Annotated in this window: 12 protein-coding genes; 6 read left to right on the top strand and 6 right to left on the bottom strand. The window is 40.0% G+C overall.

The annotated features are described in order from the left end of the window. Positions 1-1,194 precede the first annotated feature (1,194 nt). The 3 genes from ABF638_RS03460 (at position 1,195) to ABF638_RS03450 (ending at position 4,657) form a co-directional block, all read left to right on the top strand. A complete protein-coding gene (locus ABF638_RS03460) occupies positions 1,195-2,439 on the top strand; it encodes a protein kinase domain-containing protein (protein WP_435020291.1) in 1,245 nt (414 codons plus the stop codon). A 158-nt stretch (positions 2,440-2,597) separates the two neighbouring features. Continuing rightward, positions 2,598-3,674 (top strand): PstS family phosphate ABC transporter substrate-binding protein, encoded by a 1,077-nt coding sequence (locus ABF638_RS03455; RefSeq protein WP_435020289.1) that lies wholly within the window; start codon positions 2,598-2,600, stop codon positions 3,672-3,674. A gap of 212 nt (positions 3,675-3,886) precedes the next feature. Continuing rightward, positions 3,887-4,657 carry a transposase gene (locus tag ABF638_RS03450; RefSeq protein WP_435020287.1) on the top strand — a complete coding sequence of 257 codons (771 nt, stop codon included), beginning with the start codon at positions 3,887-3,889 and terminating at the stop codon, positions 4,655-4,657. Positions 4,658-4,716: 59 nt separating this feature from the next. On the opposite strand, the gene ABF638_RS03445 is transcribed toward ABF638_RS03450, so the two are convergent. The 6 genes from ABF638_RS03445 to petN form a co-directional block, all read right to left on the bottom strand. Next, entirely contained in the window at positions 4,717-7,485 is a 2,769-nt protein-coding gene (locus ABF638_RS03445) for an NACHT domain-containing protein (protein WP_435020285.1), read from the bottom strand. 254 nt (positions 7,486-7,739) lie between these two features. After that, the gene (locus tag ABF638_RS03440; RefSeq protein ID WP_435020283.1) at positions 7,740-9,503 is read right to left on the bottom strand and encodes a tetratricopeptide repeat protein; all 1,764 of its coding nucleotides are present in this window, start codon (positions 9,501-9,503) and stop codon (positions 7,740-7,742) included. Then, entirely contained in the window at positions 9,493-10,785 is a 1,293-nt protein-coding gene (locus ABF638_RS03435) for an ATP-binding protein (RefSeq protein ID WP_435020281.1), read from the bottom strand. The genes ABF638_RS03440 and ABF638_RS03435 overlap by 11 nt, the downstream gene beginning before the upstream one ends. Positions 10,786-11,453: 668 nt before the next feature. Then, positions 11,454-14,606, bottom strand: coding sequence for a GAF domain-containing protein (locus ABF638_RS03430; RefSeq protein WP_435020279.1), 3,153 nt, complete (start codon positions 14,604-14,606; stop codon positions 11,454-11,456). A gap of 155 nt (positions 14,607-14,761) precedes the next feature. Further along, positions 14,762-14,923, bottom strand: a complete 162-nt coding sequence (locus ABF638_RS03425) for a hypothetical protein (RefSeq protein ID WP_094350864.1) — start codon at positions 14,921-14,923, stop codon at positions 14,762-14,764. Positions 14,924-14,930: 7 nt separating this feature from the next. After that, positions 14,931-15,020: a cytochrome b6-f complex subunit PetN gene (petN, locus tag ABF638_RS03420; RefSeq protein WP_012408302.1), complete on the bottom strand. Its 90-nt coding sequence runs from the start codon at positions 15,018-15,020 to the stop codon at positions 14,931-14,933. A gap of 149 nt (positions 15,021-15,169) precedes the next feature. Here petN and ABF638_RS03415 point away from each other — a divergent pair, with 149 nt between their 5' ends. The 3 genes from ABF638_RS03415 to ABF638_RS03405 all read left to right on the top strand — a co-directional run bounded on the left by ABF638_RS03415 (position 15,170) and on the right by ABF638_RS03405 (position 16,882). After that, positions 15,170-15,604 (top strand): hypothetical protein, encoded by a 435-nt coding sequence (locus tag ABF638_RS03415; protein WP_435020313.1) that lies wholly within the window; start codon positions 15,170-15,172, stop codon positions 15,602-15,604. Positions 15,605-15,757: 153 nt separating this feature from the next. Then, positions 15,758-16,321: a 3'-5' exonuclease gene (locus ABF638_RS03410; RefSeq protein ID WP_181930897.1), complete on the top strand. Its 564-nt coding sequence runs from the start codon at positions 15,758-15,760 to the stop codon at positions 16,319-16,321. A gap of 102 nt (positions 16,322-16,423) precedes the next feature. Further along, on the top strand, positions 16,424-16,882 hold the full coding sequence (locus ABF638_RS03405; protein WP_435020274.1) for a TspO/MBR family protein: 459 nt from the start codon (positions 16,424-16,426) through the stop codon (positions 16,880-16,882). Positions 16,883-17,119: the final 237 nt, after the last annotated feature.

Raw genomic sequence — 17,119 nt, 5'->3', positions numbered from 1 at the left:
AGAATTCAGGAGTCAGAATCAAGACGCTCAATGACTCGCTAAAGCTGCGCTATCCGCCAGTCATACAGAATACCCAACTGAATTCTGACTCCTGACTCCTGAATTCTGTTCGATAAAATGTACACTATTACTTTTTCGAAATGCAACTGAGTTATTGCAATTGATACAGAAGCGAGTAAAAAGTGGGAAAAGTCGGAAAAGTCGGATGTTTTATAGAAACTATTGAATAACCAGTTAATATGCTGTAGCTTGAGATGTTAAGGACAGAGTAAACCAATAAATGAAGTTCGCAAATTTACGCGGATTTAATTGAAGGGAAAGCAGTCCTAACATTTTTTCTAGTAATGTAAAGTTAAAATTTTAACTTCTTGGAGAGAGCGCAAGCATTGTAATTCGCCATTTTGCTTTCTCATTTGAGTAGTTCACATATTAATTATAGGAATCCGCTTTGACTTCTGAACGAATTTGCGTAAGCAGGCAATAGGCAATAGGAAATAGGCAATAGGAAAGAAGGCTTCTTAGTTGTACTGAGTTTTTTCAGAAATCAAAGATGAGACCTATATCATATTTTTAATAAGGAAAAATACTTATTAATTTCTATTTTTGATGTTTTCTATAAGCAAAATTATTAAATACTTTCTCATTTAGACAATAAAACATGAGTGATTGACAAGTTATACCTATTTGCTTCAAAAACCATCACTAGATATTTAGCTTCAGGAATTACCTGCTATTTTTTATTTTTGTCGAACTCATGTTGATATTACAATGCGATCGCGCTAGTAATGACTAAAATCTGGTAACCAAATTGTGGTGATACTGTAATGGTATGTGTGCTTTTAACTGCCTGTGTTCAATGTTTTGTCAGTAATAAGACCCAAAAGTTAAAATAAATACACCTCCTGACTCTATGAATGTTCTCCTGTGCCCGCAGTTCTAAATACTGTGGATTAGTGTTAAATTTACTTAAGTGATAAGATTATTGAACTATTCCAGAAATTAATTTTGTATTAAGATGCCTATAAAGGTATTAAATGAACCAATAAAGCTGCTAACCATGAAACTGCTCCAAAGCACATAAATATAAGGCCTGATAAGGTGACTGCCTCAAATATCAGCAAATCTAGCAGCAGGCATTTATAACCTCACCCAAGCTCTGAATGGTCAGTAAATATAAGAAGTAGTATACGCCATATGAGCCAGAACCCTCTAGTCAGAAAAACACTCCGAAGTCGCTTTGAGACTGTCAAACTGATGGGAAGCGGAGGATATGGTAATACTTACTTGTTAGGAGGAGGTATACGTAACAGACATCGATACTCTCTCGCCAGAAAAACACTTCGCAATCGCTTTGAGATTGTCAAACACTTAGGAAGCGGGGGATCTGGTGATACCTACTTAGCCATTGACTTGGATTTACCAGGACAACCCCATTGTGTCGTTAAACACTTCCACCCCAAAGATTCCAATCCTGCTGTTCTACCCATTGCTAAAAAGCTATTTGATCGGGAAGCGGAAGTTTTATACCAGCTAGGCAACGACCACGATCAAATTCCTAGACTGTTTGCCCATTTTGATGAAGATGGAGATTTTTATTTAGTCCAGGAATTTATTGACGGTCACGCCTTGACTCAAGAAATTATACCAGGTCAACGTCTAAGCGAGAATACAGTCTTAAATTTATTAAAAGATATCCTGGAAGTGTTAGCCTTCGTTCACCAACACAATATTATTCATCGAGATATTAAGCCTCAAAACTTAATGCGGCGGTATTCTGATCAGAAGATTGTACTAATTGACTTTGGCAGTATTAAGAAAATTGGTGCTTTGGGAGCAGGCTTAACAATTGCTGTTGGGACTCCTGGCTATATGCCAAGCGAACAGGCTAAGGGAAAGCCAAAACTTTGTAGCGATATCTATGCAGTCGGGATGATTGGCATTCAAGCTTTGACAGGTTTAATACCTGAGCAACTACCAGAAGATCCCAGTAATGGAGAAGTTATCTGGCGCGACAAGGCAGAGGTAAGTGACGCTCTGGCAAATATTTTAGATACAATGGTTCGCGATCGCTACAACCAGCGTTACCAGTCTGCCACAGAAGCTTTACAAGCACTTAATTCTGATGTGGCGTTGTCACATTCCTCACAATCTGCTGACATCAACCACAAGGCTGATGATACCTATTTGTTAACTTATAGAAACTTTATTTTACTGCTGGGTATCGGTCTTGGCGCAACTACTAGTTTGATAGTAATAGTTTTAATTTATACATTCATTAATACGGGGACATCGCTTCCAAACCAACCTACTCCACTAAAGAGTTTTCTGGAAAAATTTGTTGAGTTCCCGTTAACTAATACGAATAACCTAGTAGCCAAATCAGCAGCTAACAGAGGAATCTGTCAAAGCAATTGCACCATTACAAAAACTACCAAATAGCAATTTTAATTTCACTACAAAAGAGTTAATCATCTAGTAGCAATCATAAAACTATCTATTAAATAGCTATGAAAGGTTTACTTTATATTTAAAAATAATTGTAGGATAAATACTTAGAGATTCATGTAAGATAAATACAATAAACAAAATTTAAAGATATGGACAATACAAATCAAAGAAAAGCTTTAATTAACAGCGAAATCGCCCTCTTTCTCAGAGGTTTGATTATTGGTAAAGTTCTGACACTTATGGTTATTGGCGGATTACTTTGGTGGTTATTGAAGCCAAACTTATCGACCCGCAACAGCGTTAACTCTTCATCTGCTCAAAATTTTAATAGTGTATCTAATAACACATCAAATTTTCAGACAGTTGCTGATGTTCCCCCTGCCTCATTCAACTACGGAGGCAGTACAGCTTGGGCATCTATCCGGCAATTGGTAGATTCTCAGATCCAGAGCGATCGCCCGGAACTACAATTACGCTATGTAAATCCTGTTAATGCCAGCCCTGGTTCTAGCTCCGGTATTCGGATGTTGCTTGATGGGAAACTAGACTTTGCTCAGTCTTCCCGTCCTCTCACAGATGAAGAAAAAGCGATCGCAAGAGAGCAAGGCTTCACCCTTGAGCAACGTCAGGTAGGTATGGATGGGATAGCAGTGGTAGTCAACCCATCACTCAATGTACCTGGTTTAACTGTTGAACAATTACAGCAGATTTATTTGGGGAAAATTACCAATTGGAATCAAGTCGGTGGGCCAAATCTACCCATCACAGCTTTTTCCCAACGACCAGAGGACGCAGATACAGTAATATTCCCTACTAACAGCGACTTAAAGGGGCAAGCACTTGGCTCTAACGTGCAGTATGTTTACTCTACTACAGAGGCAGTGCGCCAACTCAGTAAAACCCCTGGTGGTGTGTATTATGCTTCCGCCCGTTCAGTAGTCTTTCAATGTAGTGTGAAGGCTTTACCGTTGGGTAACACTTCTGGTCAGTTAATTCCCCCCTACCGCGAACCGATGGTGTCGCCTGAACAGTGTCCACGTCAGCGCAACCAGCTAAATAGTCAGGCGATCAAAAATGGCAGTTATCCGATGATTGCTAATTTGTTTGTGATTATTAAGCAGAATAAAGGTCCAGAACAGCAGATTGGAGATGCTTATGCCAATCTTTTATTAACTGACCAGGGGCAAAGGGCTATTGAGCAAGCTGGTTTCGTTGGAGTTCGCTAGTACAGCGATGTCTACGACGGGCTACGCCTACGCACTTTCCACTACAGATTATTCAGATCCCCGACTTCTTTAAGAAGTCGGGGATCTTGGGGAAGCGATGCCTACGGCTGTAAACTACGCACAATTCACTGAATTGTAAAAGGGTCGAATTATCCACCCATTTTTAATTAAGTTTAAGAAGTCGGGTATCTAGACGTATAAATTTGTGTTTTATGTCTCGTCCTCGTCGTAACTTTCAACCAGGTTTCTGCTACCACATCACCACCCGTTGTAATAATCGAGAATTTCGTCTCACGCGCTTAGAATGCCGTGAGGTTTTTCTTTATGCCATCAAAAAGGCACAGCAAAAGTATGGTTTTAAACTCTATGCACTGTGCATAATGAGCAATCATGTACATTATTTGCTAGAACCGAAACAGCCAGAGGAATTACCAAAAATCATGCACTGGCTCAACTGGTACACTGCTATGTGCTTTAACCGAATGTTGAACCGAACAGGGCATTTTTGGGAGAAGCGATACCACAGTGCGGGTTTTGCCAATACCGATAAACGACGAGCTTTAAATACCCTGAGATATATTCACGCTAACCCCAAAGCTGCCCAAATGCAGCCAGGTTTTTTCTATGACTTCAGCAATTATGGCACTCATGACCGTTTGAGTAATGACGGTATCACTCAATGGCATCCAGCATTTTTGCAGTTGGGCAGAACTTTGGATGAATGCGCGGCGAAGTATCGCAGGTTTTGTCAGAAATATCGACCGCAAGCAAAGCCTGAGAAGAGAAATTATCGGGGTAGTCGCTTTTTGCCGTCGATGATTAAGGCTGGTAAGGCTAAAAAGTCATCGCCTGGGCAAATGAGTTTACCTTGGAATAACCAAAAAGTAACTGAAAGTACGGAGGTGCATGAGGTAGCTGAAAAATTTATTCAGGCGAATTACTATCAGCCCACAGTGCCAGGTATCGGATCTCGGAAATGTTGATTATTGCGTGGAAAAGGGGGCTGTGATAAATGTTTAGAAATTTGCGAAAGCTTTATATGTTACAGTTTACAAGTCTGGACGCGAGAGAAGAGAACAATCATGAGAGTCCCAACTCTGAATAATCCGTGACATGTGGGTAAGTTTCCCCTTGAGACACTAGTATTCCAAATAAACGTCTTCTTCCATCCCACGCGATCGCTAAATCGGATATAGGCTTCGTAAGTCTTGTCATTTCTATCCATCACTCTACCACCTAAACGAACATAGATCCATCTAACAGGAGGGAGAAGCAGAAGCTTGTTAAAGGGCGAATTTGCTTGACTTCCTTCCAAGATTCCACCAACACTGAGATAAATCTCTTTTTGAACACTAAAACCAAAGTGTCCATTGCTGTACAGTACCCAGAGTTGGTCAATAGTTCTCAGGTCTTTACAAGGAAATTGCCGGATGTCATCCAGTCCTAAGTAGCCTTGTTGTTCTCGCCCCGCGACCTGAAGCATAAGTCTATCGGTTTCTTCATCAGCCTCTTTCCACTTACCTGCTGCTAGGTAGTAGGCTAATTGTTCATAAAGAGTAGGTACTTGAAACCTAACGAGCCGAATTCCTTCTTTATCTGCGTACTCTTTATCTTCCTCGCAGGGATGCTGTTGTCGGTCTATCTGTGTCACTTGTCTGTAGCAGATTCCCGGTTCACCCAACTCTTTGCGACTTCTTAAACTCAGCCAAGCACAAAAACCATTAGCATCCCAAAAACTAATATTAATTACAGGTTCCCTAGCTCGTTTTTTATTTGCAAGAATACTAGGGGAACTTGTTTCATTTAAAAACAGTTGATATTCTGCAAAAGTTATATAACTGCGATCAATAGCTTGGCTTTCTTGTTCAGAATAGCTGTCTAAAGTCTGCAAGTCTTGATTCAACTGACTGAGGCGGTAAGCCAGCTTCACCTCAGCCGCCAAAGTAAATTCATCCAGCTTATCAGATTCTAATCCCTGCTCTAATTTAGCTTTTAGTTGCTCTTGAACTAGTCGATCAATTTGTTGGGCTTCTTTGCCTTGCCAACACTGGTAGACAAGGGTTAGCACTGGTATTGTTGCATGATCTAGAGCAACTTTAATTAAGTTAGTTGCATCAGTTTGCGCGACATAAAAGCGAATTGTTTCTCTCCACCAAGCAAATTTTTTATCGTCGGCTAATGCTTCTAACAATATATTTTCTTGCTTTGTTTTCTCAATTTCAACAGCCGCTAAATATTCTTGAAAAGTTTTGTGAGCCAACTCATATATTCCCTCTTGTTCTCTCTCACTCATTAACTCCCGCACACCCAGATCGTCTTTTTTGATAAAGTCCTCTGGTGAAAGCGTTTGATTAGGAAATCTGTCTAACTTTTCTTTAAGGAGTGATTTAGCTTCCTTGAATGTCTTTTCATGAGTAGAAGTTTCATCTAAAGTAAATGCCTGGGTATTCTCTTGCATTAACTTCAGCGCTAGTGACTTTAAAACAACTTGTTTTTGCTCGGCTGAAAGGGATGTAGAGGATGTAGATAATCCTTTGGCTCGCTGTCGTCCCTCTAACAATACCCGGCAAATATCTTTGTATAAATCTACTCGTTTTGTAGACAGAGTAACTTCACTGTCATGGGTGATGGCAATCATATTTAGTAATAGGGGATTCCTTGCCATCACTTTTAGAGACTGAGATGTATCAATTTGAGCAATCAGATTATTTGCCGATTTGATCGCACTGTCTCGAATTCCTAAGTCTACTTTATTGTTATTCCCCTCTTTTTTGCGGCACTTATACCAGTCTTGAATAAATTTATTGCGTTGCTCACGAGTAAATGGCTGTACTTCTAATTCTAGGAAATTACCTTGCAGTGGTGCTTTTTTATAACCCTCTGGACGTGAAGTCAAAATAAAAGGAGTATTACGGTATTCATTGATTTGTTGACTCACCCATTGGCTCACCTGTTGTCGTTGAACATCATCAGCAATTTCATCTAATCCATCAAACATAACCAAACACTTATTTTGACGAAGCCGTTTGGCAAACCAACCTTGACGCGGCTCTAGAGGTTGGCTAGATTGCAGTTTTTTAACAGCATTCTCAATTACTAATGCTAGAGATGGCTGTGGTTCTTGGATAATATCTTGGTAGACATTTCGCAGTTGCAGCAAAACAGGAATTAGCTTGGGAATTTTTCGATGTAATCGGCGTTGTTTGCGTGTGGCATATAACAAAGTGATATGTCTGAGAAGCGTTGATTTTCCCGAACCAGGCGCACCCAAAATTACCAAACGTTGCTTGATATCCCCTGTCATCAGTACAAGAATGTCTCCAATTTCTTGCTGTTTGAGTGGATCGAATGCCTGTTGATACTGAATAATATTCTGAGAAACCTTTTCGGCAGATGTCTGTCCCATTTTCAGGGGAACAAAAAGATTTTCTAGTTGCAAAGTTCCTCGGTTGATTCCCCGAATTTCATACTCCCGACAATCAAACTTTAGTCGTTCATAGTATTTGCCTTCAAAGTCGGAGGTTAGTTTTGCCCACAAATCCAAAGATATTTTTTCAGCATTATTTAATATCCAGTCCAGCAATTTATCTATACGTGGAGCCAGCTTATTAGCAACCTGAATGAGTATCCACAGAGCAAACCCTCCCACCAAGCAAAGTCCAGCTTCTTTCCATTGAGACTTGCGTGCGAAATCAAGTGCAACCCCAATCAAAGCCGCAGGTGTTCCTAAGCTGACAAGCTTTGAGTCTAGGATTTTCCAAAATCCTTCTAGCGTCAAGGGAGCGTTTTGGTCTTTCGAGTCTTCTGCCATTTTGGATTTGTAGACGAAAGTCTGCTGATAAAAGTGAGTATAAGCCAATACAGTTCAGATAAGACCAAAACATTTGTAGAGACGGCGATTTATCGCGTCTCGAAAACCCAAAATTTTTGCCAGTCGCCCTTAATTGAACCGTATTGGAGTATAAGCGATCGCACTCTTCTAAAGAAAGCAGCGTAGACGCAGAGCGGCTTCGCTAAATTTACAAAAACTTAATCCTTCTCTCTGTATCTCTGCGTGATTTCTTCTTAACTCTTCCCCATCGCCGCCGTAAGTTTTTCTAAGTTCTCCCGCACAGCCACACAACGAATATGCTCAACACCCCAAATTCGTTCACAAATATCTAAAGCTTGCAAATAAAGCGGCTCTGCTTCACCATAACGCTCCGTTGCACGATAAATTTCTGCCAAATTGTTGAGACTTTCCGCAACATTAGGATGATTTTCTCCCAACAAAAGCTTATCTAGTTCTAATGCTTTTATACATAAAGATTCCGCTTCATTGTAACGTCCCTGTTCTCTATACATATAACCCAAAGCATAGATAGTATCTGCTAAAAGTGGATGCGCTTTTTGTAATACACGCTGCTTGAGTTCTAATGATTGCAAAAACAAAGATTCCGCTTCACTGTAGCGTCCTTGAGCGCGGTATATCAAACCTAAATTGTGCAAATCTGTTGCAACATCAGGATTCTCTTCTCCTAAAAATCGCTTATCTAGTTCTATTGCTTGTTGGGACAATGGTTCAGCTTCACTGTAACGTCCTTGATGATAATAAAGTAGCGCTAAATTATTTAGTATGAGAGCGAAAGAAGGATGATTTTCGCCCAGCAAACGTTTTTCGAGTTCTAATGATTGCAGATATAAAGGTTCTGCTTCGTCATAACGTCCTTGTTCATCATATAGTAGTGCCAAATTATTCAGACTTGCCACAACATCGGCATGGTTTTCTCCCCACAGAAGCTTTCTCAGTTCTAAAGCTTCTTGATATAAGAGTTCTGCTTTACTATATTGTCCAGTAGATTTGTAGAGTCCTGCCAAATTATTCAGGCTAGTAGCAAAAGAAGGATGGTTGTCTCCTAGCAAGCGTTTCCTCAGTTCTAAAGCTTGTTTATATAGTGGTTCGGCTTCGCTATAGTGTCCCGTTGCACGATATATTCCTGCTAAATTGTTGAGGCTATTAGCTAAGTCTACCTGCAAACCCAATTCATTTTGTAGCTCACTCGCCTGACGCCAATATTTAATTGCTAATTCCTGTTCTTCTTGATAATTTTGAGATTCACCCCGCTCTAATCTGCTGCGGTAAATATCACCTAACCTTGAATATAAGGTAGCTAAGGTAGGATCTTTAGTTCCCTGTTCCTGTTCTACTTTCTCGATTAGCCTTTGTAAATCTTGGATGGGTAAGAAAAAAGCGTTATTTTCATTAGTATCTGTGCTGGCTAATTCTGTGTCTCTAAAAACAAAGCGGATATTTTCTAGTTCTTTACCAGGAATAGCATTCGTCTTTTTAGATTCAAACCGGAATACACCATTGCGCCAACTCCAAAAATCAGGGGCTTTTTTAATCAGGCTGACTAAAATTTGGTTAGTTACCCAAAGCACGATCGCAAAAGGAAATTCGCGCAATCCTTCCCTTGTCCACTGTAAGTAGCCAAAAAATTTCTCCTGTTCCGATTGTTCATTTCCCAATCTGAGAAAATAAAGTTGTTCAGCACCCGTCACAGTAATCACCGCCGGCTTATGCTGACGGAGATATTCTTCTTGTTGTACCAGTTGGTTAAGAGCAGCTTTGAGACTAGGTTCTTGACGTGCTAAAGTTACTCGATATGCACGGAAGGCGGGTTGTAGTTCAGCTTCATATTGAGCAATAATCTGATCACGAAAGCTAGCATCATCACAAACCGCAATTAGTAAATTTAAGCCCCGCTTTTGAGCTTCAATAGAAACAATTAAATCATCATACGCATCCTGATTTTCTCCTTCATCATCTAATAAATCTTCATTTAACATTAATGGCTCCCTGTCTTCTCAAGCTTTCGATAATAATTGGATGAACATCATACCAAGTTTCATCGGTGCGATATTCTAGAACATACAGCCCATGCAGCAAATCCAAAAACTCTGCTTGTTTGGGATCATTGGGCATAAATTGTTCATAAACGCTCTGTAAAATATCTATATCAACCTTTCCTAAGCGTATGGAAAAATCATTACGGATTTTATTGATTGCTTGAAGGAGAATTTTATCATCAATAATAACTTTGGCTGAAGGATTTCGCCGGATCGTTCGCAAACATATACGGCAACATTCCTTAGAAATCCGAATTAACTCTCGCAATACGCCACCACTGTAAATCACAATTTTTTCAGCAGTTTCAGCCGCAATTAATTCACTGGAAATTCGCTTTTGTAAAACTTCACCGAGAATCTTTGTTGCTTCTGGGCGAGGTTGGGCATTTGGAAAGCGGTTTTTACCTTTATCAAATATTTTTAACACAGGCATTGCCACAACTTGATCGTTGGTTTCAGTGGCAATTATTGTGCTAATAAATGTTTCTCTAAGGACTGCGATCGGGATGGTGTAAATAATTTGAAAGTTAGGTTGGCAAAGAGCTTTAATATTATCTCGATAAATTTCGTTAACTCTGCCTAAGTCAAGTTTATCTAAATCATCAATAATTACTAAAACATTTTGTTTAGTGGCAGCTTGAATTAAAGCAGCTATTTCGTTAATTCTGGCAACTAAATCTGATAACTTGCGTTCAAATTCTTGCTTAATTTCATCTCGAACGCTAGCATCAGCTTTTAATTTAGAGCTAATCAATTTTAAAAGGTCAAAACCGATACTAGCTTCTGCTTGCAAATTTAATTCTTCAGTGCGAGTGCGGGTAGCAAACCACTTATAAAGAGCTTCTTTAGTAGATTGCGGAATATCAACTTTGCGTGCTTCTGCCTCTGTCATTAAATTAACTGCGATCGCAAACAGTATATTAATATGATTAACTGCTGACATTTCAATTTTGTCAGCAATAGAAAAGAGAACTACAAAATATTTATCTTGAATTTGTCGGCTAAATTCAGCTAACAAAGTAGACTTACCACATCCTCGATGTCCTGTAAAGACAATTTTGCCATCTCCATTAGGACTATCTTCCACTAATTGGTTCAGGTCTGCAATTAAATCATCACCATATTCGACTCTAAATCTTTCCATTTCGTTCCGTTCCATTAACGGAAATAGTTCGAGATTGCTGTATGCTTCTTGAAAGGAGTTTAATAAGTCTTCAGACATTGGATAGTGCCGTAAACGTGCTAACTATCCATATAATGGCTCATGATTTTTGAAGCACAAGTTTAGGTAATTACAATTTTTCTACCTCTGTCAATAAATGACTACTAGGTGATACTGTCTTATGTTTTCAAAGACGATACTTTTAGTTCCACAATCCCAACCGACAAACAAGTAATAGAGGCGAATATAAATAAAAATCAATGATAGATTATACATTTAATAAATATAAATAAATAATAGATTATACATTTGAGATAGTGAAAGTTACCTAACAAATAAATAAAATTAAATTTTCGTTTATAAAATTAAATTTTCCGCATCCTGTGTTTATGTACCCTCTGGCTATTATTGCAACAGTAGCGATCTCTAAACCTACGGAAGCAGTCTAACTTGCATGAGCGTTCTTGATCGGTTCCCAAACTGTCTCCCCACGCACGCGATCGTGGGCTATTCCTAAACCTGTGGAACAGTAAGCTTCAAGAACGGATTGACTCTGCTGAAGCATTTGGGCTTCAGTAAGAGGTTGAAAATTTAATGCTGTGTCTATCTCTCCGTACTCAAATGATTCTTCTACTGTTCTCTGTGCTTGGTTGCAACAGCAGCAATAGATAGTAATAGATATGTATTACACCAAGCGATGCTTGCGGCTGGCTATACCTACGCTCTTTTTAACTAACTGTCCGTTTCATCGGAATTTCTATCCAGAACTCACAGCCGTTACCAGGTTCAGAAACACACTTGATATTACCACCGTGTTTTCCAACAATAATTTGGTAGCTAATAGATAAACCCAAACCAGTACCTTGTCCAGGTTGCTTGGTGGTAAAGAAAGGTTCAAAAATGCGCGATCGCACCATCTCTGGAATCCCACAACCATTATCGGCAATCCAAATCAGAATCGTATTCCCTTCTATGACTCCTGTCCGAATCCAAATTTTAGGATTGTCAATTATTTTTCCACTAGTTGCTAAGTTTTCCAGTGCATCGATCGCATTGTTGAGAATATTCATAAATACCTGATTCATCTGGGCTGCATAGCAGACTACTGAAGGCAATTCCCCATATTCTTTAATTACCTCAATAGCAAAAGCATTAGTCTCTGGTTGCAGCCGATGTTGTAAAATTAGCAAAGTACTGTCGATGCCTTCATGAATATCTACAGGCTTCATTCCTGTTTCATCAAGTCGAGAAAAACTTCGCAACGACAAGACTAATTGAGAAATCCGATCTGCTCCCATTTTCATTGAAGTGAGAATTTTGGGCAAGTCATCACTAATGAAATCTAAATCGAGTGCTGCTACTTGCTTTTGCACTTCTCCTGTTGTCTTAGGATACTGTTTCTGATAGAGGCGGAGTAATTTCAATAAATTTTCGGCATGTTCAGTAACGTAAGTGATGTTGCCATAAATAAAACTAATCGGGTTGTTAATTTCATGGGCTACACCAGCAACTAACTGCCCTAAGCCTGCCATTTTCTCACTTTGAATTAACTGGCTCTGAGTGTGCTGTAATTCTTTAAGAGTGTTGGTGAGTTCTTCTTTCTGACGTTGAGTTTGTTCGAGTAATTCCGCTTGCTGAAGCCCTACCCCTAACTGAGTACCAATCTGCATCAGCAAATCTACCTCATCTTCTTGCCAATCACGGGGTTTGATATTTTGATAAGCTGCTAATAATCCCCAGAGTTTCTCACCTTGAAAAATCGGCACAATCATATATGCCCTAGCCTCCATTAGCTCAATCAAGGCAATATAAGGAATAGAATCATCGGTGCTGTAAATATCCTTAATGACAAGAGTTTTACCATTAGCAAAGTCTCCTACTTGGTTTTTTTGCAAGTAATCATCTACGTAGGCGTAGCCCGTCGTAGACATCGCAGGTACAATTGTCTTTACTGGTGTCCAACCTTGAACTAAAGATTCAGCTACGAATTCGCCACTCCAATCAGCCCGGAATCGATAGATTGTCACTCGATCAACTTCTAATAGCCGCCGCACTTCTTCTGTACTGGTAGCAAAAATGGTGTCAATATCAAGAGACTGGCGAATTTTTTCCACAGTTGCGGCTAAGGCCTTCTCCCTTTCGGCTGCTTTGCGTTCTCGTTCGGCGGCTTTAGCCAGTTTTTGGGCTTGCACCTGCACCTGTTTCAATGACTCAGCTTGCTGTAATGCTACGCCTAATTGAACGCCAACTTGTGCCAATAAGTTTATTTCCTCATCTTGCCAATAACGGGGTTGAGAGTTTTGATAAGCTACTAGCAATCCCCACAATTTCTCGCCCTGAGAAATTGGTACAAAAACTTCATTCCGTGCATACTTACCCGCTTGCTTTTTTTGCACAAGAATGCTTTCTGTGACAGGCTGCGCCTTAATCATTGGTGTCCAGCCATCAACAATGGAATCGGCGACAAATTCACCACTCCAATCTGGATAGAAGCGGTAAATTGCGACTCGTTCCACTTCTAATAGCCGACGGACTTCTTGAGTTGTGGTTTTAAAGATGGCTTCAATTTCCAAGGACTGACGAATTTTTTCTACGGTGTTCGCCAATGCCCTTTGCCTTTCAGCAGCTTTACTGATCTCTGCTGCTTGGATTTGCATTTGTTGGATAAATTCCGCTTGTTGCAAAGCCACACCTAGTTGTGTACCCACTTGAGTAAGCAAGTAAACCTCATCTTTTTGCCAATCACGGGTTCTGGCGTTCTGGTATACTGCTAGCAAGCCCCAGAGCTTCTGACCGTGGTAAATGGCAATGATCACATAAGCTCTTGCTTGATAAATTTCTAATATTTTAATGTAGCAGTCACTAAAGCCGGAATTGTAAATATCATTACAAACACGATACACTTCACACCGACTAAAGTTACCACCCTTTGTATCTTGTAAGTAGGTATCAGCGACTGGGGGGTTAGCTAAATCTTTGGCGCTGCATTCACTGACATTTTCACTCAATTCCGGTCGCTGCAATTGTTCATGGATCAAGGAGATCCAACCCTCTGCCACTGATTCAAACACGAATTCACCACTCCAATCGGGATTGAAGCGATAAATAGCCACACGGTCAGCATTTAGCAGTTGCCTAAGTTCTGCGGTGCTTGTGTGGAAAATGCTTTCCAAGTCTAGGAATTGACGAATTTTCTCAATGGTTATGGCTATGGTTTTTTGCCATTGGGCTGCTTTTTCTCTAGCTTTTGCTTGTGCTAGTTGTGCTGATTGTAGTTTTACTTGTTCTAAGTAATCTGCTTGCTGCAAAGCAACTCCTAGATGTTCAGCAATGAGTTGCACAAACTCAATTTCTGATGCTTCCCATTGCCGAGGACTACTACACTGATGAATACACAGCAATCCCCATAAATCTTTACCTTTCATCAAAGGGGCAGTTATATTGGCACGTACCTGAAATCTTTCTAGAATCTGGATGTAGCAATCACTAGCATTAACTTGATAAATATCAGCTATTGCTCTAATCCGACCTTGCTGATATAGTTCTGCGAATTTCTCACTAAAGCAGTGGTCACGCAGTTTGGCTGCTAGTGCCGAATCCCATTCGGTTCCCACATCTTCATAGATAAATTCCCCTTCCCATACCAAATCAGGATCAAAGCGAAACACGCCAACCCGATCGCTTTTTAAAAGTTGGCGGACTTCAGTGACTGTAATTTTGAAGATAGTTTCTATATCTAGAGACTCACGAATGTGGGCAATAACTCCAGACAAGGCTTTTTGTTGCTCATTTTGACACAGGGAGGCTGTTGTCACATCTGAATGAGACTCTTGCTGTTCTGAATTTGGTTCTATGGGTTGAGTGGTAGAGGAGTTTTCCATTCCCAGTGGGACTTTAAATATTGAAAGTCTTCTATTTCATGATTCCCGTTGCGATCGCAAAGGTAACAATTATTTCCTTTAAATGCCAGAAAAAACAATGTAGGGACACGATAATTATCGCGTCCCTACACAAAGATTTTTCAACCACGAGAAAACTATCGCCGCTTAGGAGTGGCGCTGCGGGTGGTGCGTTTCTCTTCATCTCGACGACGGCGATCGCGCCAATCTGCCAGGGTCAAATAACCAATACCACCAGTGACTACTACGAGTAGCACTACAGCAAATAAAGCTAAAATACTCAAAAATGGACTTTCCACAATGCCTCTACAGTCCGTTACGTCCCCACACTACCATTGCAATTGACCAAGTAAACACAACTAACAGTGATACCCAACCTAGTGTCAAAATCTCCATAGTCCCACTTTTCAAATAATTACAAAAGGTTTCTAATATTTATCATACTGGGAAAGGGCGGTTAATCCTTCCGCAGTGTTGGTGCGATCGCTGCACTCTTAAATTTTACTCAAGGACGCAAAGTGAACGAAACTTCAGATGTTCAACTGATGGCAGAACGCCTAGAATCCCTGAAAGCTGGAATAATTGGGGGTTTATCTGTGTGTTTCGCTTTTGCGATCGCTAGTTTGTTGAATACTTTAGTACTGGCAAAGTATTTTCCAACACTCGCAAGTCTGCAAAGTAATGTTAATTGGCATTGGTGGGTGAGTGGTGCGATCGCAACTTTTGCTGGTTTGCTATTTGGTGTCACCTACCGCTACATCATCCGCTCAGATAAAAACCCTCAACTCAAAGCTGGTGGTGTGCTAGCCTTTGGCTTGGTGCGAGGATTAACTCAAATAGAACTTGGGTGGAATTCTCATAGCACAATTTGGCCTTTTGTGGTCTTGGCTTTTGAAAGTGTATTGTGGTTTGGAATAGCTGCGATCGCTCTTGATGTTGCTATTCAACTGCGTTGGGTTAAACCTTTTTCATCAATCTAAACAGGCAGGTTGTAGTTCAAATACATGAAAAAGGTTGTAAATACCGCATCTTTGTATTATATTGACTACAATGACTTACAAAAGTATTTTGTAAGCCTTAAAAAATACGTATAAACAACTACTCTTATTAAATAAGATTATTTATTACCTAATATGAAATCTCAAATATCCCACTACTATCTAATAGTCGATTTGGAGGCTACGTGCTGTAACAGTAAGACTATTCCTCGTCACGAAATGGAAATCATCGAAATCGGTGCAGTGATGCTCAATCGAACAACCTGGGTAATTGATTCAGAGTTTCAGCAATTCATCCAACCTGTGAGACATCCACAACTGACAAGTTTTTGCACTGAATTGACTAGCATTCGGCAGCAAGATGTTGACGAAGCACCCAAATTTTTAGAGGTAATTTCTCGCTTCAAAGAATGGATTGATTTATTTCCCAATTATATTTTTTGTTCTTGGGGCAGTTACGACAAAAAGCAATTTATTCAAGATTGCGCGTTTCATAATTTCCCTTATCCTTTTACTTCAGAGCACATAAATATCAAAGAGGAATTTTCAGAATATCTTGGCGTATCCAAAAAATTTGGCATGGCAGAGGCTCTCAATAAGCTAGGAATAGAATTGAAAGGCAAACATCATCGTGGAATTGATGATGCCCATAACATTGCATCTATCTACAGACAGATTAAAACTAAAAAATTAAGCTGATTGAAGAAGAATACAGAATTCAGCAATCAAGACGCTTTGCGAACGCTAACGCAGCCCTGAACTAGACTATAAGTGTAATCCTAACTATGGCAGGAAACCTTTGTGAAAGCTAGATGGATTATCACAGCAGTTTCGGCAGCACTATTTTTCGGCGGTAGCCTGCTCACATCATTGCGTGACCCTTGGTTTCAGAACTTGCAGCGTCCCGACTGGTTAACCTTTGAATTCCTCATCCCATTTATCTGGACATTCATTTGGATCTGTCTGACAATTTCAGCAATTATCGTCTGGGAGAGAAGCTCAAAACATTCTCGTCCTTGGCTGTTGATGGGTTTGTACGCAGCGATCGCTCTTTTGACCTCCGTTTACAGTCCCATTGTGGTAGAACTTCGCAGCCTAACAGGTGGAATGATTGTCGGTGGCTTGGCAACACTTCTCGTCTATATTTTGGCATTTTTGGTTAAGCCAATTTCCCAAAAAGCCTCGTGGCTGTTCCTACCTTATGCTCTCTGGGGCCCTTTCGGTACTTATCTCACTTGGCTATTAATTCAACTTAATTAGGGCACAGGCAGATAAAAGACTTCGACACTGAAAATTAAGCGATTGATCGCTAACTACAAACCTCACAAAATTAATGTAACAGACCACTATTGATATTTGGCAATATCTATCGTTTGCTAGAGGAAGCAATGATTGTGATTTTCTATGCTTTTGGTGATTTAGTATCGCTCACCTATAGGAATCCGGTTTGATTTCTGAAAAAAAATCTGTACACCTCTAATTTCCTTCTTTCTTGTT

It is taken from the genome of Nostoc sp. CALU 1950, assembly GCF_051172895.1.
Classification (GTDB): Bacteria; Cyanobacteriota; Cyanobacteriia; order Cyanobacteriales; family Nostocaceae; genus Nostoc; species Nostoc edaphicum_A.
The sequence above is the reverse complement of the archived record's forward strand: the minus strand, read 5'-3'. Positions and strand labels throughout refer to the sequence as shown.

Coding starts and splice junctions, on each gene's coding strand:
- ABF638_RS03445 (WP_435020285.1), bottom strand. CDS start 7,485: ATGGCAGAAGACTCGAAAGACCAAAACGCTCCCTTGACGCTAGAAGGA.
- ABF638_RS03440 (WP_435020283.1), bottom strand. CDS start 9,503: ATGTTAAATGAAGATTTATTAGATGATGAAGGAGAAAATCAGGATGCG.
- ABF638_RS03410 (WP_181930897.1), top strand. CDS start 15,758: ATGAAATCTCAAATATCCCACTACTATCTAATAGTCGATTTGGAGGCT.
- ABF638_RS03415 (WP_435020313.1), top strand. CDS start 15,170: ATGGCAGAACGCCTAGAATCCCTGAAAGCTGGAATAATTGGGGGTTTA.
- ABF638_RS03455 (WP_435020289.1), top strand. CDS start 2,598: ATGGACAATACAAATCAAAGAAAAGCTTTAATTAACAGCGAAATCGCC.
- petN (WP_012408302.1), bottom strand. CDS start 15,020: ATGGAGATTTTGACACTAGGTTGGGTATCACTGTTAGTTGTGTTTACT.
- ABF638_RS03435 (WP_435020281.1), bottom strand. CDS start 10,785: ATGTCTGAAGACTTATTAAACTCCTTTCAAGAAGCATACAGCAATCTC.
- ABF638_RS03460 (WP_435020291.1), top strand. CDS start 1,195: ATGAGCCAGAACCCTCTAGTCAGAAAAACACTCCGAAGTCGCTTTGAG.
- ABF638_RS03450 (WP_435020287.1), top strand. CDS start 3,887: ATGTCTCGTCCTCGTCGTAACTTTCAACCAGGTTTCTGCTACCACATC.
- ABF638_RS03430 (WP_435020279.1), bottom strand. CDS start 14,606: ATGGAAAACTCCTCTACCACTCAACCCATAGAACCAAATTCAGAACAG.